Below are 20,567 nucleotides of genomic sequence, written 5' to 3' on the forward strand. Positions count from 1 at the left end.
CGAAGGCCGTGGCCTGACGGTCTCGACCTTCCACAACCTGGGCCTGAACATCATCCGCAAGGAGCATGTGCGGCTGGGCTACAAGCCGGGCTTCTCGATCTTTGACGAGACCGACGTCAAGGCCCTGATGACCGACATCATGCAGAAGGAGTATTCCGGGGACGACGGCGTCGACGAGATCAAGAACATGATCGGCTCGTGGAAGAACGACCTGATCCTGCCCGCCGAGGCCCTGGAAAACGCCCGCAACCCCAAGGAACAGACCGCCGCCATCGTCTACACCCACTACCAGCGCACGCTCAAGGCGTTCAACGCAGTGGACTTCGACGACCTGATCCTGCTGCCGGTGAAGCTGTTCGAAGAGCACGCCGACATCCTGGAGAAATGGCAGAACAAGGTGCGCTACCTGCTGGTGGACGAATACCAGGACACCAACGCCAGCCAGTACCTGCTGGTAAAGATGCTGATCGGCAAGCGCAACCAGTTCACCGTGGTGGGCGACGATGACCAGTCGATCTACGCATGGCGCGGCGCACGCCCGGAAAACCTGATGCTGCTCAAGGACGACTACCCGTCCCTGAAAGTGGTGATGCTGGAGCAGAACTACCGCTCCACCAGCCGTATCCTGCGCTGCGCCAACGTGCTGATCTCCAACAACCCCCACGAATTCGAAAAGCAGCTGTGGAGCGAGATGGGCCACGGCGACGAGATCCGCGTGATCCGCTGCCGCAACGAAGATGCCGAGGCCGAACGGGTGGCCATGGAAATCCTCAGCCTGCACCTGCGCACCGACCGCCCCTACAGCGACTTCGCCATTCTTTACCGGGGTAACTACCAGGCCAAGCTGATCGAACTGAAGCTGCAGCACCACCAGGTGCCCTATCGCCTGTCCGGCGGTAACAGCTTCTTCGGACGCCAGGAAGTAAAGGATCTGATGGCCTACTTCCGCCTGATCGTGAACCCGGATGACGACAACGCCTTCCTCCGGGTGATCAACGTGCCGCGCCGGGAAATCGGTTCCACGACCCTGGAAAAACTCGGCAACTACGCCACCGAACGCAAGATCTCGATGTACGCCGCCACCGACGAAATCGGCCTGGGCGAACATCTGGACAGCCGCTTCACCGACCGCCTGGCGCGCTTCAAGCGCTTCATGGACCGGGTCCGCGAACAGTGCGCCGGCGAAGACCCGATTTCCGCCCTGCGCAGCATGGTCATGGACATCGACTACGAGAACTGGCTGCGCACCAACAGCTCCAGCGACAAGGCGGCGGACTACCGGATGGGCAACGTCTGGTTCCTGATCGAGGCCTTGAAGAACACCCTGGAAAAAGACGAAGACGGCGAGATGACCGTCGAAGACGCCATCGGCAAGCTGGTCCTGCGCGACATGCTGGAACGTCAGCAGGAGGAGGAAGACGGCGCCGAGGGCGTGCAGATGATGACCTTGCATGCCTCCAAGGGTCTGGAATTTCCCTACGTGTTCATCATGGGCATGGAAGAGGAAATCCTCCCGCACCGCTCCAGTATCGAAGCCGATACCATCGAGGAAGAACGGCGCCTGGCCTATGTGGGCATTACCCGCGCGCGTCAGACCCTGGCCTTTACCTTTGCGGCCAAGCGCAAGCAGTACGGTGAAATCATCGACTGCGCGCCAAGCCGCTTCCTCGATGAGCTGCCCCCGGACGATCTGGCCTGGGAAGGCAACGACGACACCCCGACCGAAGTGAAGGCCGTTCGCGGCAATAGCGCCTTGGCGGATATACGCGCGATGTTAAAGCGTTAAAATCGACTATTTTTTAACAGACCTTTGGCCCAGACGTGGCCAGTAGAGGAAGCTCCGTGGAAGCACTGCACAAGAAAATTCGCGAAGAAGGCATCGTGCTTTCCGATCAAGTACTGAAGGTCGACGCCTTTCTGAACCATCAGATCGACCCGCAGTTGATGAAGTTGATCGGCGACGAATTCGCCACGCTGTTCAAGGATTCGGGCATCACCAAGATCGTCACCATCGAAGCCTCAGGGATAGCCCCGGCGATCATGACCGGTCTGAACCTGGGCGTGCCGGTGATCTTCGCCCGCAAGCACCAGTCCCTGACCCTGACCGAGAACCTGCTGTCGGCCACCGTGTACTCCTTCACCAAGCAGGTGGAAAGCACCGTCGCCATTTCCCCGCGGCACCTGACCAGCAGCGACCGCGTGCTGATCATCGACGACTTCCTGGCCAATGGTAAGGCGTCCCAGGCACTGATCTCGATCATCAAGCAGGCCGGCGCCACCGTGGCCGGCCTGGGCATCGTCATCGAGAAGTCGTTCCAGGGCGGTCGTGCCGAACTGGACTCCCAGGGCTACCGCGTGGAATCCCTGGCCCGGGTCAAATCCCTGGCCGGCGGCGTGGTCACCTTCATCGAGTAACCCCGCCCGCCAGAGCAACAGATTTGTGTAGGAACTGGCTTGCCAGCGAAGACGCCCTTGAGAGCAGCGCAAGACTTCAAGGCCCATTCGCCGGCAAGCCGTCTCCTACGACATGGTGGGGGCCGTGGCCTGCAGACCCGCCAGCAGGAACCGCTGGTACAGGTCTTCACGCAGGCCTTCGGGTTTCTCCAGCCCCATGCGCTCCAAGTGCTCGGCAAATGCCGCGGGCTCCGGTGCGTCGAGTGCCGCCTTGCCCAGCTCGAGGATCTCGCTGAGCTTGAACTTGCTCTTGAGCCAGTTCAGCGCCCGCAGCAGATCGCGCTCCTGGGCGCTGAAATCACTGCCCAGCGGATACTCCGGGAACAGGTGACGATGACGCGCCTGAATGTTCTGCAAACGCTGTGGGCTGTTGTCGGCAAAACGCGGCTCCAGACGAAAGTCCTTCGCCAGCTTGCCGGCTTTCTGTGCCTGCTCGATCAATCCGGCCTGGAAGCGTGAATCGCTGATATTGAGCAACGCCTCGATCACCTTGGCGTCCGTCTTGCCCCGCAGATCGGCGATGCCGTACTCGGTGATCACGATGTCCCGCAGGTGCCGGGGGATGGTGCAGTGGCCGTATTCCCAGACAATGTTGGAACTCACCTCCCCCGCCGACTCGCGCCAGCTGCGCAGGATCAGCACCGAGCGGGCATCCGCCAGGGCATGGCCCTGGGCGACGAAGTTGTATTGCCCGCCCACCCCGCTCAGCACGCGGCCGCCCTGCAGCTGGTCGGACACCGCCGCCCCCATCAGGGTCATGGTGAAGGCGCTGTTGATAAAGCGCGCATCCCGGCGTTGCAGACGCTTGAGCTCCTCATGGCCATACAGCTCGTTGATGTAGCTGATGGCGGTCATGTTGAACTGCGCCAGCCTGCTCTTGGGCAGCTCCCGCAGGCGCTGATAGAAGCTGCGCGGGCCAAGGAAGAAACCGCCATGGATCGAGACCCCGCCGACAGCCGAGTCCGGATCCAGGGTGCCGGCATTGGCTTGCTCTTGCAGCGCCACGGTCGGGTACACCTTGCGCCGCACGATGCCCGCGTCGGCCAGGGCCAGCAGGCCGTTGACGAACATTTCGCTGCAGCCGTAGAGCCCTTGGGCAAAGGGCTCGACACCCCCTTCGCGATCGATCAGCGGCTGCCAGTAATCCACCTGCAGGTCTGCCAGCAGTGCGCGGTAGCCCTCGTTGTCCGCCTGCCGTGCGAGCAAGGCCGCGGTCAGCGCATCGCCCATGGAGCCAATGCCGATCTGCAGGGTGCCGCCGTCGCGCACCAAGGTGCTGGCGTGCAGGCCTATGCAATGGTCCTGGATACCCACGGGCATGTTCGGCGTGGAGAACAACGTACTGCGCTCCTCCTCGTCGATCAGCAGGTCGAGGTCCGCGGCATCGATTTCCGAGTCACCCGGCATATAGGGCAGGTCGCTGTGGACCTGGCCGAGGATCAGGATGGTTTCCCCCTGCGCCCGGCGCTTGGCAATCATCGGCAACATGTCGAGGGTGATGTCCGGGTTGCAGCTCAGGCTCAGGCGTCCCGGGTCTCGCGGATCCCTGGCCAGCAGTTGCGCCACCAGGTTCAGACCGGCTGCGTTGATGTCCCGGGCGGCATGGCTGTAGTTGCTGCTGACGTAGTCCTGCTGCGCCGGGGCACTGTGCAGGAGGCTGCCGGGCTGCATGAAGAACTGCTCGACGCGAATGTTCGCCGGCAGGCTGTCGCGATGCAGGTCAGCGAGAAAATCCAGCTCCGGGTAGTCACCGAATACCCGTTCGACGAAGGGTTCGAGAAAGCGCTTCTGCAAACCGTCGCCCAGGGCCGGCCGGCCCAGGCTCAAAGCGGTGTAGATGGTCAGCTGGCGTTCCGGCATCCCGGCGATGCGCCGGTACAGGGCATTGGCGAAACGATTGGGTTTACCCAGCCCCAGGGGCATGCCCATGTGAATGTGTTGCGGCAAACGCGCGAGCACTTCATCCACCGCATGCTCGATAGAACAGGATTGCAGCATCTGACCCTCCGGGGACCGTCCATGAATTGAGGTTGGACCGAGCTTGCCGGGAGTTTGCTGCATTGACCAGTACACAGGGCAAATTACGCCCACAAAAAAGCCGCTCGTAAGCGGCTTTTTCGCTGAAGATGGCGGCTTATTTCAGGCCGGACATCTTCTGGATTGCACCTTTGAGCTCGTCATCGGAGCAATCGGCGCAAGTGCCTTTAGGCGGCATTGCGTTGATCCCGGTGATGGCCTTGGCCAGGATGCCGTCGAGGCCGCCCTGGTGATCGGCGCGCTCTTTCCAGGCTGCGGTGTCACCGATTTTCGGTGCGCCCAACAGGCCGGTGCCGTGGCAAGCGTTGCAGTGCTTGGCGATCACGTCATCCGGGGATTTCGCGCCACCGCCACCGCCCGCAGAGGCGGCCACTTCCATACCCTTGCATTCCTGCCCCTGGACGCAGACCTGGCCGACAGGCTCAAGACGCTTGGCAATATCATCATTAGTCGCAGCTTGAGCGCTGACTGCCCAAAGGGCCAATACGGTTGCTGGTGCGGCCAGCATTTTCATAATTAGGTTCACGCGTACACCCTCAATGGTGGCTAGTCACGCCTGCGGCCACGGTTTCGCAGGCGGGCGAAAGTATAACGGTTAGCCCGCCACACTGAAACAACCCCAAAGTCGAAGGGGTCTTATTCGCGGCAAAATGTCGCTGGGGGCCTCTCTGCAAGCCTTGCAGGACGCCTCTTGATCTAGAAGTTCGCTGGAGTGGCTGCGCTGATTAGCCGCGCCGGAACATCGAACGGATTACGGAAACGGTGCGGCTTCGTACTCTCAAAGTAGTAGCTATCGCCGGCTTCGAGGACAAATGTTTCAAGCCCTACCACCAGTTCCAGGCGCCCCTCGAGGAGAATCCCGGTTTCCTCGCCGTCATGGGTGAGCATCTCTTCACCGGTATCGGCACCCGGCGGGTAGATCTCGTTGAGGAAGGCAATGGCGCGGCTCGGATGAGCCCGGCCCACCAGCTTCATGGTCACCGCACCATCGGAGATATCGATCAGTTCGTGGGCCTTGTAGACGATCTGAGAAGGCGTTTCCTGGAGAATTTCCTCGGAGAAGAACTCCACCATGGACATGGGAATGCCGCCCAGCACCTTGCGCAGCGAGCTGATCGAGGGGCTGACGCTGTTCTTTTCGATCATTGAAATGGTGCTATTGGTGACGCCCGCACGCTTGGCGAGTTCACGCTGGGAAAGACCTTTCAGTTTACGGATGGATTGCAGTCGTTCACCGACGTCCAATGCGGCAGCCTCCTAGGCGGGAATCAGGCGTTGTTGTAATTGAGCGTTATCATGGCGACAGCGTTCAGTATTTACAACACTTGCTCCCGATTCCCCCCGGGAAGGCGACTTTCGGTACAGCCCACGGAATCTCAGCCTTCGCAGTACACCAACGGCACCCGGCGCAGGTTGCAGAACAGCTGATAAGGGATGGTATCGGCGGCCTGCGCAACATCGCTGGCGAGGATGTTCTTGCCCCACAACTCCACGGTCGAACCAAGACCGGCCTGGGGCACATCCGTCAGGTCGACACACAGCATGTCCATGGACACCCGGCCCAGCAGGCGGCTGCGCTGGCCGGCCACCAGTACCGGCGTACCAGTAGGCGCATGGCGCGGATAACCGTCGGCATACCCCATGGCCACCACGCCAATGCGCATTGGCCTGTCGGTGATGAACCTGGCGCCGTAGCCCACCGGCTCGCCGGCCGGCAGTTCACGCACGCAGATCACCTTGGACTCCAGGGTCATTACCGGCTGCAAGCGCGCGGCCACTGAGTTGTTTTCTTCGAACGGCGTCGAACCGTAGAGCATGATGCCCGGGCGCACCCAATCGCTGGGTACGCTGGGCCAGCCCATGACCGCCGGCGAATTGCGCAGGCTGATTTCCGCTCCGAGGCCCTGGCGAGCCGCTTCGAATACCGCCACCTGCTCGCTGCTACGCGGGCAGTCCAGTTCATCGGCGCGGGCAAAGTGGCTCATCAGCACGATCTTCTCGACCTTGCCGCTGGCCTGCAGGCGCTGATACGCCGCCTGGTAATCCTTGGGATGCAGGCCGACCCGGTGCATGCCCGAGTCCAGCTTGAGCCAGACCGTCAGTGGCTTGGCCACGGCCGCCTGCTCGATGGCTTCGAGTTGCCACAGCGAATGCACCACGCACCAGAAATCATGCTCGACGATCAGCGCCAGCTCGGATGCTTCGAAAAAACCTTCCAGCAGCAGCACCGGCGCACGAATGCCCGCGGCGCGCAGCTCCAGGGCTTCTTCGATGCAGGCCACGGCGAAACCGTCGGCCTCGCCTTCCAGTGCCTGGGCGCAGCGCACCGCGCCATGGCCGTAGGCATCGGCCTTGATCACCGCGAGAGCACGAACTCCCGAGGTTTCACGGGCCAGTTGGTAGTTGTGACGCAGGGCTTGGAGATCGATCAGGGCACGGGCAGGGCGCATGGCGGCAGACTTCTAGGCGGTCATGGGGAATAAAAAACCGGTGCTGGATAACGGCGAGCCGCCACCGGCACCGGGAGAGGGATCTTGTCGCTTAAGGCAGAGCGGCCACTACGGACAGCTCGACCAGGATTTCCGGTTCGCACAGCTTGGCTTCGACCGTGGCCCGGGCCGGCGCCACGCCTTTTGGCAGCCACTGGTCCCAGACACTGTTCATGCCAGCGAAGTGGGCATCGATGTCCTTCAGGTAGATGGTCACCGACAGCAGCTTGCTCTTGTCGGTACCGGCCAGGTCCAGCAGGCGTTCGATGTTGGCCAGGGTCTCGCGGGTCTGCTGTTCGATCCCGGCCTGCATGTCATCGCCGACTTGCCCGGACAGATACACCGTACCGCCGTGGACAACAATCTGGCTCATGCGCTCATTGGTGAGCTGGCGCTGGATTGACATGTTTAGCTGACTCCTGAGGGTTACCGTAACGAGAAATATCGAGGCCTTCTGCGCTGATCTGCGGCTTTTTCTTGGCCATCAGGTCCGCCAGCAGGCGACCGGAACCGCAAGCCATGGTCCAGCCGAGCGTACCGTGGCCAGTGTTCAAGAACAGGTTGCGGAACGGCGTGGCGCCCACAATCGGCGTGCCATCCGGGGTGGTAGGACGCAGCCCGGTCCAGAAACTGGCCTGGGACAGGTCGCCGCCCTGAGGATAGAGATCGTTGACGATCATCTCCAGCGTTTCACGCCGGCGCGGATTGAGCGAGAGGTCAAAACCGGCTATCTCCGCCATGCCGCCGACCCGGATCCGGTTGTCGAAACGGGTGATCGCGACCTTGTAGGTTTCGTCGAGGATGGTGGAAGTCGGAGCCATGGCCGGGTTGGTGATCGGCACGGTCAGGGAGTAACCCTTGAGCGGGTACACCGGCGCCTTGATGCCCAGCGGCTTGAGCAATTGCGGCGAGTAGCTGCCCAGGGCCAGCACGTAGCGGTCGGCGGTTTCCAGCTTGCCATCGATCCACACGCCGTTGATCCGGTCACCGGCAAAGTCGATGCGCTGGATGTCCTGGCCGAAGCGGAACTCCACACCCAGCTTGCTGGCCATTTCCGCCAGGCGCGTGGTGAAGATCTGGCAGTCGCCAGTCTGGTCGTTGGGCAAGCGCAGGGCACCGGCGAGGATGTCAGTGACATTGGCCAGGGCCGGCTCGACCCGGGCGATGCCTTCGCGGTCCAGCAGTTCGAACGGCACGCCGGATTCCTTGAGCACGGCGATGTCTTTCGCCGCACCGTCCAGCTGCGCCTGGGTTCGGAACAGCTGGGTAGTGCCCAGGCTGCGGCCTTCGTAGGCAATGCCGGTTTCCGCTCGCAACTCGTCGAGGCAGTCACGGCTGTATTCGGACAGGCGCACCATGCGCTCCTTGTTCACCGCATAGCGGCTGGCGGTGCAGTTGCGCAGCATCTGCGCCATCCACAGGTACTGGTCGATGTCGGCCGTGGCCTTGATCGCCAGTGGCGCGTGGCGCTGCAGCAGCCATTTGATGGCTTTGAGCGGTACACCCGGAGCGGCCCAGGGCGACGCATAGCCAGGCGAGACCTGGCCGGCGTTGGCGAAGCTGGTTTCCATGGCGGCGGCCGGCTGACGGTCCACTACGGTCACTTCAAATCCGGCTCGAGCCAGATAATAGGCACTGGTGGTTCCGATAACGCCACTGCCCAAGACCAGAACGCGCATTTTCATATCCTCATCGCGGCTGACCGCTGACGTTTGTTATTCAGAGCAAAGATGGGCGCAGTGTAAGAAACATTGAGCAGTGATTTTCACTATATAACCGCCTATATTTGGCGAGAATTCTCGGCAATATTGCTTTTCACGGAGGGGCATCCCCTATGCGCACCAACCATCAGACCCGTCGGGCCCTGGACAAGATCGATCGCAATATCTTGCGGATACTCCAGGCCGACGGACGCATTTCCTTCACCGAGCTGGGGGAGCGAGTGGGCCTCTCCACCACCCCCTGCACCGAGCGCGTGCGCCGCCTGGAGCGCGAAGGGATCATCATGGGCTACAACGCGCGGCTCAATCCGCAGCACCTCAAGGGCAGCCTGCTGGTGTTCGTCGAGATCAGCCTGGACTACAAGTCCGGCGATACCTTCGAGGAGTTTCGCCGGGCGGTGCTGAAGCTGCCCCACGTGCTGGAGTGCCACCTGGTGTCCGGCGACTTCGACTATCTGGTCAAGGCGCGGATCTCGGAAATGGCGTCCTACCGCAAGTTGCTGGGGGACATCCTGCTCAAGCTGCCCCACGTGCGCGAGTCCAAGAGCTACATCGTCATGGAAGAAGTGAAGGAGAGCCTGAGCCTGCCGATTCCGGATTGAAGCGAGAGGGTGCAGCCTTCCGGCAAGCCGGGGGCGCGGGGCTAGACCAGGACCTGGCGAGTGCTGGCCATGTAGTCGTGGATCTGTTTTTCGACCCGGGGGTGGATCATCTCCACCGGGCGCCGGCCGTTGGGGCAAGGCAGGCTCGGCGTGGTGCCGAACAGGCGGCAGATCAGCGGACGCTCGTCATACACGGTGCAACCGTTGGGCCCCAGGTGCACGCAGTTGAGCTCGTCCATGGCAGCTTCCTGCTCGGCAGCGGTCTTGCGCGGCAGGCGGGACATTTCCTCCGGCGAGGTGGTCACCGGGCCGCAGCAGTCGTGGCAGCCGGGAACGCACTCGAAAGAGGGAATCTGCTGACGCAGGCTGCGGACGATTTGACGGTTACAGCTCATGAAAAAGACTACCGGGGCATGAATAGCCGTGAATTCTGCCCTAAATGCCTGGCGGCAGACAGGACCGGGCGTCCTGCGGTTGCCCCGGCGCAAAGGCCCGACTTATGCTCCGCGCATTTTTACCGACACCATCATCAGGACGCATCCCATGCCCGCCAGCCTTCAGCACGCCGCTTCCTACTATGCCGCCAGCAGCCTGCCGCAACCTGACTACCCAGCGTTGGCGGGCGATCTGACAGCTGATGTGTGCGTGGTCGGGGGCGGTTTTTCCGGGCTCAACACCGCGCTGGAACTGGCCGAGCGTGGCCTCAGCGTGGTCCTGCTGGAGGCGCACAAGATCGGCTGGGGCGCCAGCGGGCGCAATGGCGGGCAGTTGATTCGCGGCGTCGGCCACGGCCTCGACCAGTTCACCAAGGTGATAGGCGAGGACGGAGTGCGGCAGATGAAGCTCATGGGGCTGGAGGCGGTGGAGATCGTCCGCCAACGCATCGAGCGTTTCCAGATCCCTTGCGACCTGATCTGGGGCTACTGCGACCTGGCCAACAAGCCGGCCGACCTTGCCGGCTTCGCCGAAGACGCCGAGGAACTGCGCAGCCTCGGCTATCGCCACCAGACCCGGCTGCTGCAGGCCGATGAAATGCACAGCGTGGTGGGTTCCAAGCGCTATGTTGGCGGCTTGATCGACATGGGTTCGGGCCACCTGCACCCGCTGAACCTGGCCCTGGGCGAAGCCCGGGCGGCGCAGCAACTGGGGGTGCAACTGTTCGAGCACTCTGCGGTGACCCGCATCGACTACGGCCCCGAGGTCAAGGTCCACAGCAGTCGCGGCACCGTCCGGGCCAAGACCCTGGTGCTGGGCTGCAACGCCTACCTCAACGATCTCAATCCGGAATTGGGGGGCAAGGTGCTTCCGGCCGGCAGCTACATCATCGCCACCGAACCCTTGAGCCCGGCCCTGGCCCAGGAACTGCTGCCGCAGAACATGGCGGTCTGCGACCAGCGCGTGGCCCTGGACTACTACCGCCTTTCGGCTGACCGGCGCCTGCTGTTCGGGGGTGCCTGTCATTATTCGGGGCGTGACCCCAAGGACATCGCCGCCTACATGCGGCCGAAGATGCTGGAAGTGTTCCCGCAACTGGCCGCAGTGAAGATCGACTACCAGTGGGGCGGCATGATCGGCATCGGCGCCAACCGCCTGCCGCAGATCGGCCGGCTCAAGGACCAGCCCAATGTGTATTACGCCCAGGCCTATTCGGGCCACGGCCTGAATGCCACGCACCTGGCGGGCAAGCTGCTGGGCGAGGCCATCAGCGGCCAGCACGGCGGCGGTTTCGACCTCTTCACCAAGGTGCCGCACATCACCTTCCCGGGCGGCAAGCATCTGCGCTCGCCGCTGCTGGCCCTGGGCATGCTCTGGCACCGCTTGAAGGAACTGCTCTGACCCTCCCCGTGGCTGCGCGGCGTCGGCCTACAGCCGCCAGAACGGCTTGAGACCTTCGGCCCGCGCCTCTTCCCGGCTCAGGCCGACATCGCGCAACTGCTCGGCAGTCAGCTCCAGCAACGCCTTGCGCGTGCGCAGCCGATGCCAGTACAGACCCAGCGGGCTCAGCCCAGGCGGTGCGGAGCGTGGCAGGCGTGCCGCCAGTGCCTGCTCCTGCTCTGCCTGCAGCTCCTGACTCCGTAACGACAGACGCACATCGCTCAAGCCGTTCATCTGTATTGCTCCTGTTTGCTCAAAGTTGCCATGAGCCAATAGGATGCTTGGTGCGCAAAAACCATTACAGACTCAATACAGCGGTATTAACTCCATACAGTTTTGCCAAAAATCCTGCTGAATCCTGTATTTTTGCCCCATCTGTACCGGTCCTCGCGCCCCCCACTACGAGCCAATGCCATGACCCTCTACGTCAACCTCGCCGAACTCCTGGGCACCCGCATTGAGCAGGGCTTCTACCGCCCCGGCGATCGGCTGCCCTCAGTGCGCGCCCTGAGCGTCGAGCACGGGGTCAGCCTGAGCACCGTGCAGCAGGCCTACCGCCTGCTGGAAGACAACGGCCTGGCGATGCCCAAGCCCAAGTCCGGCTACTTCGTGCCGCCCAGCCGCGAACTGCCCGCCCTGCCCGCCGTTGGCCGCCCGGCCCAGCGACCGGTAGAGATCTCGCAGTGGGACCAGGTGCTGGAACTGATTCGCGCCGTGCCGCGCAAGGACGTGGTGCAACTGGGCCGCGGCATGCCGGACATCACCACACCCACCCTCAAGCCTCTGCTTCGGGCCCTGGCCCGCCTCAGCCGGCGCCAGGACATGCCAGGCCTGCACTACGACAACATCTACGGCGTACTGGAGCTGCGCGAGCAGGTCGCACGACTGATGCTGGATTCCGGCTGCCAACTGGGGGCCGGCGACCTGGTGATCACCACCGGCTGCCACGAGGCGCTGTCCACCAGCATTCGCGCCATCTGCGAACCGGGGGACATCGTCGCCGTGGACTCGCCGAGCTTCCACGGCGCCATGCAGACCCTCAAGGGCCTGGGCATGAAGGCCCTGGAGATCCCCACCGACCCCATTACCGGAATCAGCCTGGAAGCCCTGGAACTGGCTTTGGAACAGTGGCCGATCAAGGCCATACAGTTGACGCCCAACTGCAACAACCCCCTGGGCTACATCATGCCGGAGCCGCGCAAGCGGGCACTGCTGACCCTGGCCCAGCGCTTCGACGTGGCGATCATCGAGGACGATGTGTATGGCGAACTGGCCTACACCTACCCGCGCCCGCGCACCATCAAGTCCTTCGACGATGATGGCCGGGTGCTGCTGTGCAGCTCGTTCTCGAAAACCCTGGCCCCAGGCCTGCGCATCGGCTGGGTGGCGCCCGGCCGCTACCTGGAACGTGTACTGCACATGAAATACATCAGCACCGGCTCCACGGCCCCGCAGCCCCAGGTAGCCATCGCCGAGTTTCTCAAGAGCGGCCACTTCGAGCCGCATCTGCGCAAGATGCGCACCCAGTACCAGCGCAATCGTGACCTGATGCTCGATTGGGTCAGCCGCTACTTCCCCGCCGGCACTCGCGCCAGCCGGCCACAGGGCAGTTTCATGCTGTGGATCGAACTCCCCGAGGGCTTTGATGCTCTGAAGCTCAACCGAGTGCTGCTCGAGCAAGGGGTGCAGATTGCCGTGGGCAGCATCTTTTCCGCCTCGGGCAAGTACCGCAATTGCCTGCGGATGAACTACGCTGCCAAGCCAACCGCGCAGATCGAAGACGCGGTACGCAAGGTCGGCGCTGCAGCCATCAAGCTGCTCAGTGAAACCTCGGACTGACCCCGACCCGAAGCAGGAAGCCAGCCGTCCCATGCCAACCCGTGCCGTGATGCGAGATGACCTGACTTGAACCCTATACAGGCCTTCACCTGGCTTCTGCTGCTGAGCCTCGGGCTGGGCGGCTGCGCTACCCGCGAGGTGCCGTACCAACCCAGCCAGGCCCTGCCCGCCCGTGATTCGGGCTTTGCCCAGTCAATCCGGGCCCAGGCCGCACCCTACCAGGGGCGTTCCGGCTTTCGCCTGCTACCCAACAGCACCGAAGCGTTCATGGCCCGCGCCGAGCTGATCCGCAACGCGCAAAGCAGCCTCGACCTGCAGTACTACATCGTCCACGACGGCATCAGCACCCGCATGCTGGTGGACGAGCTGCTCAAGGCCGCCGACCGTGGCGTGCGGGTACGCATCCTGCTGGACGACACCACCAGCGACGGCCTGGACCAGATCATCGCCACCCTGGCCGCCCACCCGCAGATCCAGATCCGCCTGTTCAACCCTCTGCACCTGGGCCGCAGCACCGGCCTGACCCGGGCCATGGGCCGCCTGTTCAACCTGTCGCAGCAGCATCGGCGGATGCACAACAAGCTCTGGCTGGCAGACAACAGCGTGGCCATCGTCGGCGGGCGCAACCTGGGGGATGAATACTTCGACGCCCAGCCCAACCTGAATTTCACCGACATCGACATGTTCAGCGTGGGTCCGGTGGCCGAGCAACTGGGCCACAGCTTCGACCAGTACTGGAACAGCGCCCTGAGCCGCCCCATCGGCGAGTTCCTGTCCAGCACACCTTCCACCAAGGCGCTGGACAACACCCGGCTGCGCCTCGAGGAATCCTTGCAGGACAGCCGCCGGCAGAACCAGGCGCTGTACCGGCAGTTAATGACCTACCAGACCCAGCCGCGCATGGACATCTGGCGCAAGGAACTGATCTGGGCCTGGAACCAGGCCCTGTGGGACGCTCCGGCCAAGGTCCTGGCCAAGGGTGACCCCGACCCGCACCTGCTGCTCACCACCCAGCTGGCACCGGAACTGAGCGGGGTCGGCAAGGAGCTGATCATGATCTCGGCCTACTTCGTTCCGGGGCAGCCTGGGCTGGTGTACCTGACCGGGCGCGCGGACGCCGGGGTCTCGGTGAGCCTGTTGACCAACTCCCTGGAAGCCACCGACGTGCCAGTGGTGCATGGCGGCTATGCGCCCTATCGCAAGGCATTGCTGGAACATGGAGTGAAGCTCTACGAACTGCGCCGACAACCCGGCGAGCGCGGTGGCAGCGGGCCGCACCTGTTCCACAGCGGCTCCTACAAGGGCTCCGACTCCAGCCTGCACAGCAAGGCGATGATCTTCGACCGACGAAAGAGCTTCATCGGCTCGTTCAACTTCGACCCCCGTTCGGTGCTGTGGAACACCGAGGTCGGGGTGCTGGTGGACAGCCCCGAGCTGGCTGAACATGTCCGCGCCCTGGCCCTGCAGGGGATGGCGCCGGCCCTGAGCTACCAGGTCAAGCTGCTGGACGGCAAGCTGGTCTGGGTGACCGAGGATAAGGGCCAGTTGCACAGCCTGGGCCATGAACCCGGTAACTGGTGGCGCCGCTTCAATGCCTGGCTGAGCACCCGCATCGGCCTGGAACGCATGCTCTGAGTGGCTACAACGCAGCCTGGGCTTCGCCAAAGGCCCCCTGGCGCAGCAGCAGGACAAGCAAGCCAAAAGCCCCGGCCGCCACCAGCAGCAACATGGCGTGGCCGCTCACCCACTGGCTGCCGGCCCCTGCCACCAGCGGCCCGATCAGGCAGCCAATACCCCAGAGCTGCGCCACATGGGCATTGGCCCGCACCAGTGCGTCATCGCGGTAACGCTCGCCGATCAGGATCAGCGACAAGGTGAACAAGCCCCCGGCGCTGGCCCCGAACAACACCCACAGTGGCCAGATCAGCACGGTGCCCAGCAACAGCGGAATGGCCAGGCTGGAACACAACAGGATCACCGCGCAGCCGGTGAACAGGCCGCGCCGGGAAATCCGATCCGCCAGGGCGCCAATCGGCAGTTGCAAAAGTGCATCCCCCACCACCACGGTGCTGACCATGGCTAGGGCAATGTCTTCGGTGAACCCCTGGCTCAGGCAATACACCGGCAGCAGGGTCAGAATCAGCGCCTCGAAAGTAGCGAACAATGCAACTGCCCAGGCAATCGCCGGCAACTTCTGACAGAAGTGCCACAGGTCAAACAGGGTCACGCTGCACGACTCGGTGCTCGGCGCCCCGCTGCGCCCCAACAGCAGGAGCGGTGATACCACCAGCAAACCCACCGCGGTCCAGAAGCCGTAATCATGCTCAGTACCCAGCACGCCCAACAGCAGGGGCCCGGCCAGCTGGCTCAAGGCATAGCTTGCGCCATACAGCGCCACCAGCCGGCCACGCCACTGCTCCACCACCAGCTGATTGATCCAGCTTTCCCCCAGAATGAAGATGATGGTCAGGACCACTCCCAGTATCAGGCGCAGTACCAACCACAACGGATAGCTGGGCAGCAGCGCCAGCAAGGCAATGGAGATCGCCCCGCCCCACAGGCACAGGCGCATCAGGCTGGCGGTGCCGAAGCGCGCCGCCAGGCGGCTGGAGATCTTCGCCCCGAGCAACACGCCAATGGCCGGCATCGCCGCCACCACGCCAATTGCAAAAGGCCCGTAGCCCCAGCTTTCGAGACGAAATGACACCAGGGGCATGGTCACGCCCAGGGCCAGGCCGACACTCAAGACTGCGGCCAAAACGGCGAAATAGGTCGCCCAACGCATTTCCACGCTCCTGTGGATCATTGTTTCGCAAGGCACAGACAACACAGCCGGACTCCCCTTGCGGAAAGTCCGGCTGCGCTATGGATCGACATCAGGCGGGGCACTGCCCCCGCCTCAAACGACAAGACTCAGAGCTTGATCCAGGTGGCTTTCAGCTCGGTGTACTTGTCGAACGCATGCAGCGACTTGTCGCGACCGTTGCCCGACTGCTTGAAGCCGCCGAACGGCGCGGTCATGTCGCCGCCGTCGTATTGGTTGACCCAGACGCTGCCGGCACGCAGGGCCTTGGCGGTCTGGTGGGCCTTGGAGATGTTGGCGGTCCACACCGCAGCTGCCAGGCCGTAAGGCGTGTCGTTGGCAATCTGGATCGCCTCTTCCACGCTGTCGAAGGCGATCACCGACAGTACAGGGCCGAAGATCTCTTCCTGGGCGATTTTCATCGCGTTGCTGACACCATCGAAAATGGTCGGCTCGACGTAGGTGCCACCGGTTTCTTCCAGGGTGCGCTTGCCACCGGCCACCAGCTTGGCGCCATCGGCATGCCCGGCTTCGATGTAGGACAGCACGGTGTTCATCTGCTGGGTGTCCACCAGGGCGCCGACATTGGTGGCCGGGTCCAGCGGGTTGCCCGGCTTCCAACCCTTGAGGGCCTCGATCACCAGCGGCAGGAATTTGTCCTTGATAGAGCGCTCCACCAGCAGGCGCGAGCCGGCGGTGCAGACTTCGCCCTGGTTGAAGGCAATGGCGCTGGCGGCGGATTCGGCGGCGGCCTGCAGGTCCGGAGCATCGGCGAACACGATGTTCGGGCTCTTGCCGCCGGCTTCCAGCCACACGCGCTTCATGTTGGATTCGCCGGAGTAGACCAGCAACTGCTTGGCGATCTTGGTGGAGCCGGTGAACACCAGGGTGTCCACGTCCATGTGCAGGGCCAGGGCCTTGCCGACAGTGTGGCCGTAGCCTGGCAGTACGTTGAACACGCCCGCCGGAATCCCGGCTTCCACTGCCAGGGCAGCGATGCGGATGGCGGTCAGCGGGGATTTTTCCGAAGGCTTGAGGATCACCGAGTTACCGGTGGACAGCGCCGGGCCCAGTTTCCAGCAAGCCATCATCAGGGGGAAGTTCCACGGCACGATGGCCGCGACCACGCCTACCGGCTCACGGGTGACCAGGCCCAACTGGTCGTGAGGGGTGGCAGCGACTTCATCGTAGATCTTGTCGATGGCCTCGCCGCTCCAGCTCAGGGCCTGGGCGGCGCCGGGAACGTCGATATCCAGGGAGTCGCTGATGGGCTTGCCCATGTCCAGGGTTTCCAGGAGCGCGAGTTCTTCAGCGTGCTGCTTCAACAGGCCGGCAAAGCGGATCATCACCGACTTGCGCTTAGCCGGCGCCAAGCGCGACCAGGCGCCGGAGTTGAAGGTGGCGCGGGCGTTTTCCACGGCGCGCTGGGCATCGGCGGCATCACAGCTGGCGATGGTCGCCAGTACGCGACCGTCTACCGGGCTGATGCATTCGAAGGTGTCGCTGGAAGCCGATGCGGTGTATTCGCCGTTGATGTAGGCACGACCTTCGATTTTCAGGTCGCGGGCACGTTGTTCCCAGTCGGCACGAGTCAGGGTGGTCATACGAGTGTCCTCCTCTTATTTGTATACAAGCGCCATGCGAACTACGCCGGCACTGCTGAAGAATTCTGCCCGGCCAGCCTGTTTTCGGCCAAAGGCACCCGCCACCCTAAACCAGCGACACCTGTACTTTCAATATATTTGACAAAGCCCGGGCAAACGCCATTGCTATGTGCATTTTAATAAACATAGACTTTGGCCTTCATAGCCACTCGCGCCGCAATCACGGGGGAATACAACAATGAGCATCCACAACGTCGTCGACTTCAGCCAGGCCACCACCGAGGGCGAACGCTACCGCCCGGCTGCGGAAAAAATCCTCAAGGGCGACCCCGAGCAGGCGGTGTTCAACCATTACGCCAGCCCGTGCGGCCAGCTCAATGCCGGGATCTGGGAAGGCGCCGTGGGCCAGTGGACGGTGAACTTCACCGAACACGAATACTGCGAGATCCTCCAGGGCGTATCGGTACTGCGTGATCACGACGGCAATGCCAAGACTCTGCGGGTCGGCGACCGCTTCGTGATCCCGGCCGGCTTCAAGGGCACCTGGGAAGTGCTGGAGCCCTGCCGCAAGGTCTATGTGGCCTTCGAACAGAAAGCCTGAATCCCGGACACAAAAAAACCCGCTTGAAGGCGGGTTTTTTTGTCAGAAGAAAAATCAATTACTTGATTTTGCCTTCCTTGTAGATCACGTGCTTGCGAACAACCGGATCATATTTCTTGATCTCGATTTTGTCCGGAGTAGTACGCTTGTTCTTGTCGGTAGTGTAGAAGTGACCAGTACCGGCGCTCGAGATCAAACGAATCAATTCACGCATGATTAGCTCCCTTAAACCTTGCCGCCATCGCGACGGATTTCGGCCAGCACGACATCAATGCCGCGCTTGTCGATGATACGCATGCCTTTGGCAGATACGCGCAGACGCACAAAACGTTTCTCGGACTCAACCCAGAAGCGGTGATGCTGCAGGTTCGGCAGGAAACGACGACGGGTTTTGTTGTTTGCGTGGGAAATGTTATTCCCAGTCACCGGACCCTTACCGGTAACTTGACAGACTCTAGACATGCCTCAGCCCTCTAAAACCACATGCCCAACCCGGCATGGGTTGGCCGCTTAATCTCTCAGTCATTTGGCGCCAGGCGCCGCGTTTCTTTAGGGTCTTACCGGCTACACCTACAAGCGAAGGAACCGGGCCCCTAGAAAAGAGCGCTGCTTTATACCAGAAAGACCCCAGAGCAACAACAACCGCTGTGCCCAGGATGACGAAAAGTCCTGATTTTCTTGCGCCGGACGCCTGCGGCAAAGGCTACCGCAGAAATCTACCGCTCGTCGCAGAATATATTTCTCCCGAAACCCCAGGCACAAAACCGCCATAGAACGCGGTCATGCCTGCGGAAAATCACGCCTGGAACCCCGGCCGAGCCCGAGGTTTCGTCACTCGATACAAAAGGGATAGTCATTTTACAAAGAGCCCACTAGGGTAAGGCATTTCCAGACTGCACTCGCAGATGGGCTTTCGATCTGCACAAGGAACCCGACCATGCGTCTTGCCGCCCTCCCGCTCCTGCTCGCCCCTCTCCTGAGCCCCCTGGCCCAGGCTGCCGCGCTGAGCGTCTGCACCGAAGCCAGCCCGGAGGGCTTCGACGTGGTGCAGTACAACTCACTGACCACCACCAACGCATCCGCCGACGTGCTGATGAACCGCCTGGTGGAGTTCGACGCCGATAGCGGCAAGGTAGTCCCCAGCCTTGCCGACAGCTGGGAGGTCTCTGCCGACGGCCTGACCTACGTGTTCAAGCTGCACCCCAAGGTCAAGTTCCACCGCACCGAGTATTTCAACCCCAGCCGCGAGCTGACCGCCGAAGACGTCAAGTTCAGCTTCGAGCGCATGCTCGATCCGGCCCATCCGTGGCACAAGATCGCCCAGAGCGGCTTTCCCCACGCCCAATCCCTGCAGTTGCCCAGCCTGATCAAGAAGATCGATGCCCTGGACCCGCTGACCGTACGCTTTACCCTGGACCACGCCGATTCGACCTTCCTCGCCACCCTGAGCATGGGCTTCGCCTCGATCTACTCGGCGGAGTACGCCGAGCAACTGCTCAAGGCCGGCACCCCGGAGAAGCTCAACAGCCAGCCGATCGGCAGCGGCCCGTTCATCTTCGGGCGCTTCCAGAAAGACGCCTCGATCCGCTACAAGGCCAACCGCGACTACTTTGCCGGCAAGCCTGCGGTCGATTCGCTGATCTTTGCCATCACCCCGGACGCCAACGTGCGCCTGCAGAAGCTGCGCCGCAACGAGTGCCAGATCGCGCTGTCGCCCAAGCCCCTGGATGTCCAGGCCGCCAGCGAGGATCCGGCACTGAAGGTCGAGCACACCGCAGCCTTCATGACCGCCTTCGTCGCCATCAACAGCCAGCACCCACCCCTGGACAAACCCGAGGTACGCCAGGCAATCAACCTGGCCTTCGACAAGGGCAGCTACCTCAAGGCGGTCTTTGAAGGCACCGCCGAAGCCGCCAACGGCCCTTACCCGCCCAATACCTGGAGCTACGCCAAGGACCTGCCCGGGTACGCCCACGACCCGGAAAAGGCTCGCCAACTGCTGGCCAAGGCTGGCCTGAAGAACGGCTTCCAGACCACCCTCTGGACCCGCCCCTCTGGCAGCCTGCTCAACCCCAACCCCAGCCTGGGCGCGCAGTTGCTGCAATCGGACCTGGCCCAAGTGGGGATCCAGGCGGAAATCCGCGTGATCGAATGGGGTGAACTGATCCGCCGCGCCAAGGCCGGCGAGCACGACCTGCTGTTCATGGGCTGGGCTGGCGACAACGGCGACCCGGATAACTTCCTCTCGCCACAGTTCACCTGCGCCGCCGTCAAGTCCGGCACCAACTTCGCCCGCTACTGCGACCAGAACCTGGACAAGCTGATCACGGCCGGCAAGACCACCAGCGAACAGGGTGTGCGCAGCAAGCTGTACCAACAGGCCCAGACCCAGATCCAGCAGCAGGCGCTGTGGCTGCCCCTGGCACACCCGACCGCATTCGCCCTGACTCGCAAGCAGGTCGAGGGCTACCAGGTGAGCCCCTTCGGGCGCCAGGACTATTCGAAAGTCAGCATCAAGTGAACTGCCGGCCGGCTTCAAGGC

20 protein-coding genes are annotated in these 20,567 nt (G+C 62.7%); 8 read left to right on the forward strand and 12 right to left on the reverse strand.

Features of this window, described 5'->3' with window-relative positions; genetic code table 11:
* Positions 1-1,786: 3'-5' exonuclease (locus F6S12_RS13935; RefSeq protein WP_315869006.1), on the forward strand; the 1,786-nt coding region annotated here is incomplete at its 5' end.
* Positions 1,787-1,842: 56 nt separating this feature from the next.
* Entirely contained in the window at positions 1,843-2,415 is a 573-nt protein-coding gene (locus tag F6S12_RS13940) for a xanthine phosphoribosyltransferase (RefSeq protein WP_011064203.1), read from the forward strand.
* 105 nt (positions 2,416-2,520) lie between these two features.
* On the opposite strand, the gene F6S12_RS13945 is transcribed toward F6S12_RS13940, so the two are convergent.
* The 6 genes from F6S12_RS13945 to dadA form a co-directional block, all read right to left on the reverse strand.
* On the reverse strand, positions 2,521-4,452 hold the full coding sequence (locus F6S12_RS13945) for an acetyl-CoA hydrolase/transferase C-terminal domain-containing protein (protein ID WP_315869007.1): 1,932 nt from the start codon (positions 4,450-4,452) through the stop codon (positions 2,521-2,523).
* Between the two features lie 136 nt (positions 4,453-4,588).
* Complete coding sequence (locus F6S12_RS13950) at positions 4,589-5,005, reverse strand: c-type cytochrome (RefSeq protein WP_011064205.1); 417 nt, start codon at positions 5,003-5,005, stop codon at positions 4,589-4,591.
* 182 nt (positions 5,006-5,187) lie between these two features.
* Entirely contained in the window at positions 5,188-5,736 is a 549-nt protein-coding gene (locus F6S12_RS13955; protein WP_015637462.1) for a cupin domain-containing protein, read from the reverse strand.
* Positions 5,737-5,867: 131 nt separating this feature from the next.
* Positions 5,868-6,941, reverse strand: coding sequence for an alanine racemase (alr, locus tag F6S12_RS13960; protein WP_015637463.1), 1,074 nt, complete (start codon positions 6,939-6,941; stop codon positions 5,868-5,870).
* 91 nt (positions 6,942-7,032) lie between these two features.
* The gene (locus F6S12_RS13965; protein ID WP_011064208.1) at positions 7,033-7,386 is read right to left on the reverse strand and encodes a RidA family protein; all 354 of its coding nucleotides are present in this window, start codon (positions 7,384-7,386) and stop codon (positions 7,033-7,035) included.
* Entirely contained in the window at positions 7,358-8,659 is a 1,302-nt protein-coding gene (dadA, locus tag F6S12_RS13970) for a D-amino acid dehydrogenase (protein ID WP_011064209.1), read from the reverse strand. The genes F6S12_RS13965 and dadA overlap by 29 nt, the downstream gene beginning before the upstream one ends.
* A 155-nt stretch (positions 8,660-8,814) precedes the next feature.
* Between dadA and F6S12_RS13975 the strand changes: the two genes are divergently transcribed.
* Positions 8,815-9,303, forward strand: coding sequence for an Lrp/AsnC ligand binding domain-containing protein (locus tag F6S12_RS13975; RefSeq protein ID WP_011064210.1), 489 nt, complete (start codon positions 8,815-8,817; stop codon positions 9,301-9,303).
* A gap of 41 nt (positions 9,304-9,344) precedes the next feature.
* Here F6S12_RS13975 and F6S12_RS13980 read toward each other — a convergent pair whose 3' ends face one another.
* The gene (locus F6S12_RS13980; protein WP_011064211.1) at positions 9,345-9,698 is read right to left on the reverse strand and encodes a YkgJ family cysteine cluster protein; all 354 of its coding nucleotides are present in this window, start codon (positions 9,696-9,698) and stop codon (positions 9,345-9,347) included.
* Positions 9,699-9,846: 148 nt separating this feature from the next.
* On the opposite strand from F6S12_RS13980, the gene F6S12_RS13985 reads away from it, so the two are divergent.
* Positions 9,847-11,139 carry an FAD-binding oxidoreductase gene (locus F6S12_RS13985; RefSeq protein ID WP_315869008.1) on the forward strand — a complete coding sequence of 431 codons (1,293 nt, stop codon included), beginning with the start codon at positions 9,847-9,849 and terminating at the stop codon, positions 11,137-11,139.
* Between the two features lie 27 nt (positions 11,140-11,166).
* Here F6S12_RS13985 and F6S12_RS13990 read toward each other — a convergent pair whose 3' ends face one another.
* Entirely contained in the window at positions 11,167-11,412 is a 246-nt protein-coding gene (locus F6S12_RS13990) for a DUF1127 domain-containing protein (RefSeq protein WP_011064213.1), read from the reverse strand.
* A 180-nt stretch (positions 11,413-11,592) separates the two neighbouring features.
* Between F6S12_RS13990 and F6S12_RS13995 the strand changes: the two genes are divergently transcribed.
* Both F6S12_RS13995 and F6S12_RS14000 read left to right on the forward strand, forming a co-directional pair.
* Positions 11,593-13,017 carry a PLP-dependent aminotransferase family protein gene (locus F6S12_RS13995; protein ID WP_011064214.1) on the forward strand — a complete coding sequence of 475 codons (1,425 nt, stop codon included), beginning with the start codon at positions 11,593-11,595 and terminating at the stop codon, positions 13,015-13,017.
* A gap of 66 nt (positions 13,018-13,083) precedes the next feature.
* Complete coding sequence (locus tag F6S12_RS14000) at positions 13,084-14,652, forward strand: phospholipase D family protein (RefSeq protein WP_315869009.1); 1,569 nt, start codon at positions 13,084-13,086, stop codon at positions 14,650-14,652.
* A 4-nt stretch (positions 14,653-14,656) separates the two neighbouring features.
* On the opposite strand, the gene F6S12_RS14005 is transcribed toward F6S12_RS14000, so the two are convergent.
* Positions 14,657-15,802: an MFS transporter gene (locus F6S12_RS14005; RefSeq protein WP_011064216.1), complete on the reverse strand. Its 1,146-nt coding sequence runs from the start codon at positions 15,800-15,802 to the stop codon at positions 14,657-14,659.
* A 128-nt stretch (positions 15,803-15,930) separates the two neighbouring features.
* Positions 15,931-17,424, reverse strand: coding sequence for an aldehyde dehydrogenase (locus F6S12_RS14010; RefSeq protein ID WP_011064217.1), 1,494 nt, complete (start codon positions 17,422-17,424; stop codon positions 15,931-15,933).
* A gap of 238 nt (positions 17,425-17,662) precedes the next feature.
* Between F6S12_RS14010 and F6S12_RS14015 the strand changes: the two genes are divergently transcribed.
* Positions 17,663-18,025, forward strand: coding sequence for a cupin domain-containing protein (locus F6S12_RS14015; RefSeq protein WP_015637468.1), 363 nt, complete (start codon positions 17,663-17,665; stop codon positions 18,023-18,025).
* 58 nt (positions 18,026-18,083) lie between these two features.
* Here F6S12_RS14015 and rpmG read toward each other — a convergent pair whose 3' ends face one another.
* Positions 18,084-18,239, reverse strand: coding sequence for a 50S ribosomal protein L33 (gene rpmG / locus F6S12_RS14020; protein ID WP_003177274.1), 156 nt, complete (start codon positions 18,237-18,239; stop codon positions 18,084-18,086).
* A gap of 11 nt (positions 18,240-18,250) precedes the next feature.
* Entirely contained in the window at positions 18,251-18,487 is a 237-nt protein-coding gene (rpmB, locus tag F6S12_RS14025) for a 50S ribosomal protein L28 (RefSeq protein WP_011064219.1), read from the reverse strand.
* Positions 18,488-18,962: 475 nt separating this feature from the next.
* Here rpmB and F6S12_RS14030 point away from each other — a divergent pair, with 475 nt between their 5' ends.
* Entirely contained in the window at positions 18,963-20,546 is a 1,584-nt protein-coding gene (locus F6S12_RS14030; protein ID WP_015637469.1) for an ABC transporter substrate-binding protein, read from the forward strand.
* Positions 20,547-20,567: the final 21 nt, after the last annotated feature.

The sequence above is a fragment of the Pseudomonas sp. JV245A genome (genome assembly GCF_032424515.1).
In the GTDB taxonomy this organism is placed as follows: Bacteria; Pseudomonadota; Gammaproteobacteria; order Pseudomonadales; family Pseudomonadaceae; genus Aquipseudomonas; species Aquipseudomonas protegens.

Bases quoted from the DNA above. Each gene is read 5' to 3' on its own strand.
- F6S12_RS13945 (WP_315869007.1), bottom strand. From the start codon at position 4,452: ATGCTGCAATCCTGTTCTATCGAGCATGCGGTGGATGAAGTGCTCGCG.
- F6S12_RS13950 (WP_011064205.1), bottom strand. From the start codon at position 5,005: ATGAAAATGCTGGCCGCACCAGCAACCGTATTGGCCCTTTGGGCAGTC.
- alr (WP_015637463.1), bottom strand. From the start codon at position 6,941: ATGCGCCCTGCCCGTGCCCTGATCGATCTCCAAGCCCTGCGTCACAAC.
- F6S12_RS13965 (WP_011064208.1), bottom strand. From the start codon at position 7,386: ATGTCAATCCAGCGCCAGCTCACCAATGAGCGCATGAGCCAGATTGTT.
- dadA (WP_011064209.1), bottom strand. From the start codon at position 8,659: ATGCGCGTTCTGGTCTTGGGCAGTGGCGTTATCGGAACCACCAGTGCC.
- F6S12_RS13975 (WP_011064210.1), top strand. From the start codon at position 8,815: ATGCGCACCAACCATCAGACCCGTCGGGCCCTGGACAAGATCGATCGC.
- F6S12_RS13980 (WP_011064211.1), bottom strand. From the start codon at position 9,698: ATGAGCTGTAACCGTCAAATCGTCCGCAGCCTGCGTCAGCAGATTCCC.
- F6S12_RS13985 (WP_315869008.1), top strand. From the start codon at position 9,847: ATGCCCGCCAGCCTTCAGCACGCCGCTTCCTACTATGCCGCCAGCAGC.
- F6S12_RS13990 (WP_011064213.1), bottom strand. From the start codon at position 11,412: ATGAACGGCTTGAGCGATGTGCGTCTGTCGTTACGGAGTCAGGAGCTG.
- F6S12_RS13995 (WP_011064214.1), top strand. From the start codon at position 11,593: ATGACCCTCTACGTCAACCTCGCCGAACTCCTGGGCACCCGCATTGAG.
- F6S12_RS14005 (WP_011064216.1), bottom strand. From the start codon at position 15,802: ATGCGTTGGGCGACCTATTTCGCCGTTTTGGCCGCAGTCTTGAGTGTC.
- F6S12_RS14010 (WP_011064217.1), bottom strand. From the start codon at position 17,424: ATGACCACCCTGACTCGTGCCGACTGGGAACAACGTGCCCGCGACCTG.
- F6S12_RS14015 (WP_015637468.1), top strand. From the start codon at position 17,663: ATGAGCATCCACAACGTCGTCGACTTCAGCCAGGCCACCACCGAGGGC.
- rpmG (WP_003177274.1), bottom strand. From the start codon at position 18,239: ATGCGTGAATTGATTCGTTTGATCTCGAGCGCCGGTACTGGTCACTTC.
- rpmB (WP_011064219.1), bottom strand. From the start codon at position 18,487: ATGTCTAGAGTCTGTCAAGTTACCGGTAAGGGTCCGGTGACTGGGAAT.
- F6S12_RS14030 (WP_015637469.1), top strand. From the start codon at position 18,963: ATGCGTCTTGCCGCCCTCCCGCTCCTGCTCGCCCCTCTCCTGAGCCCC.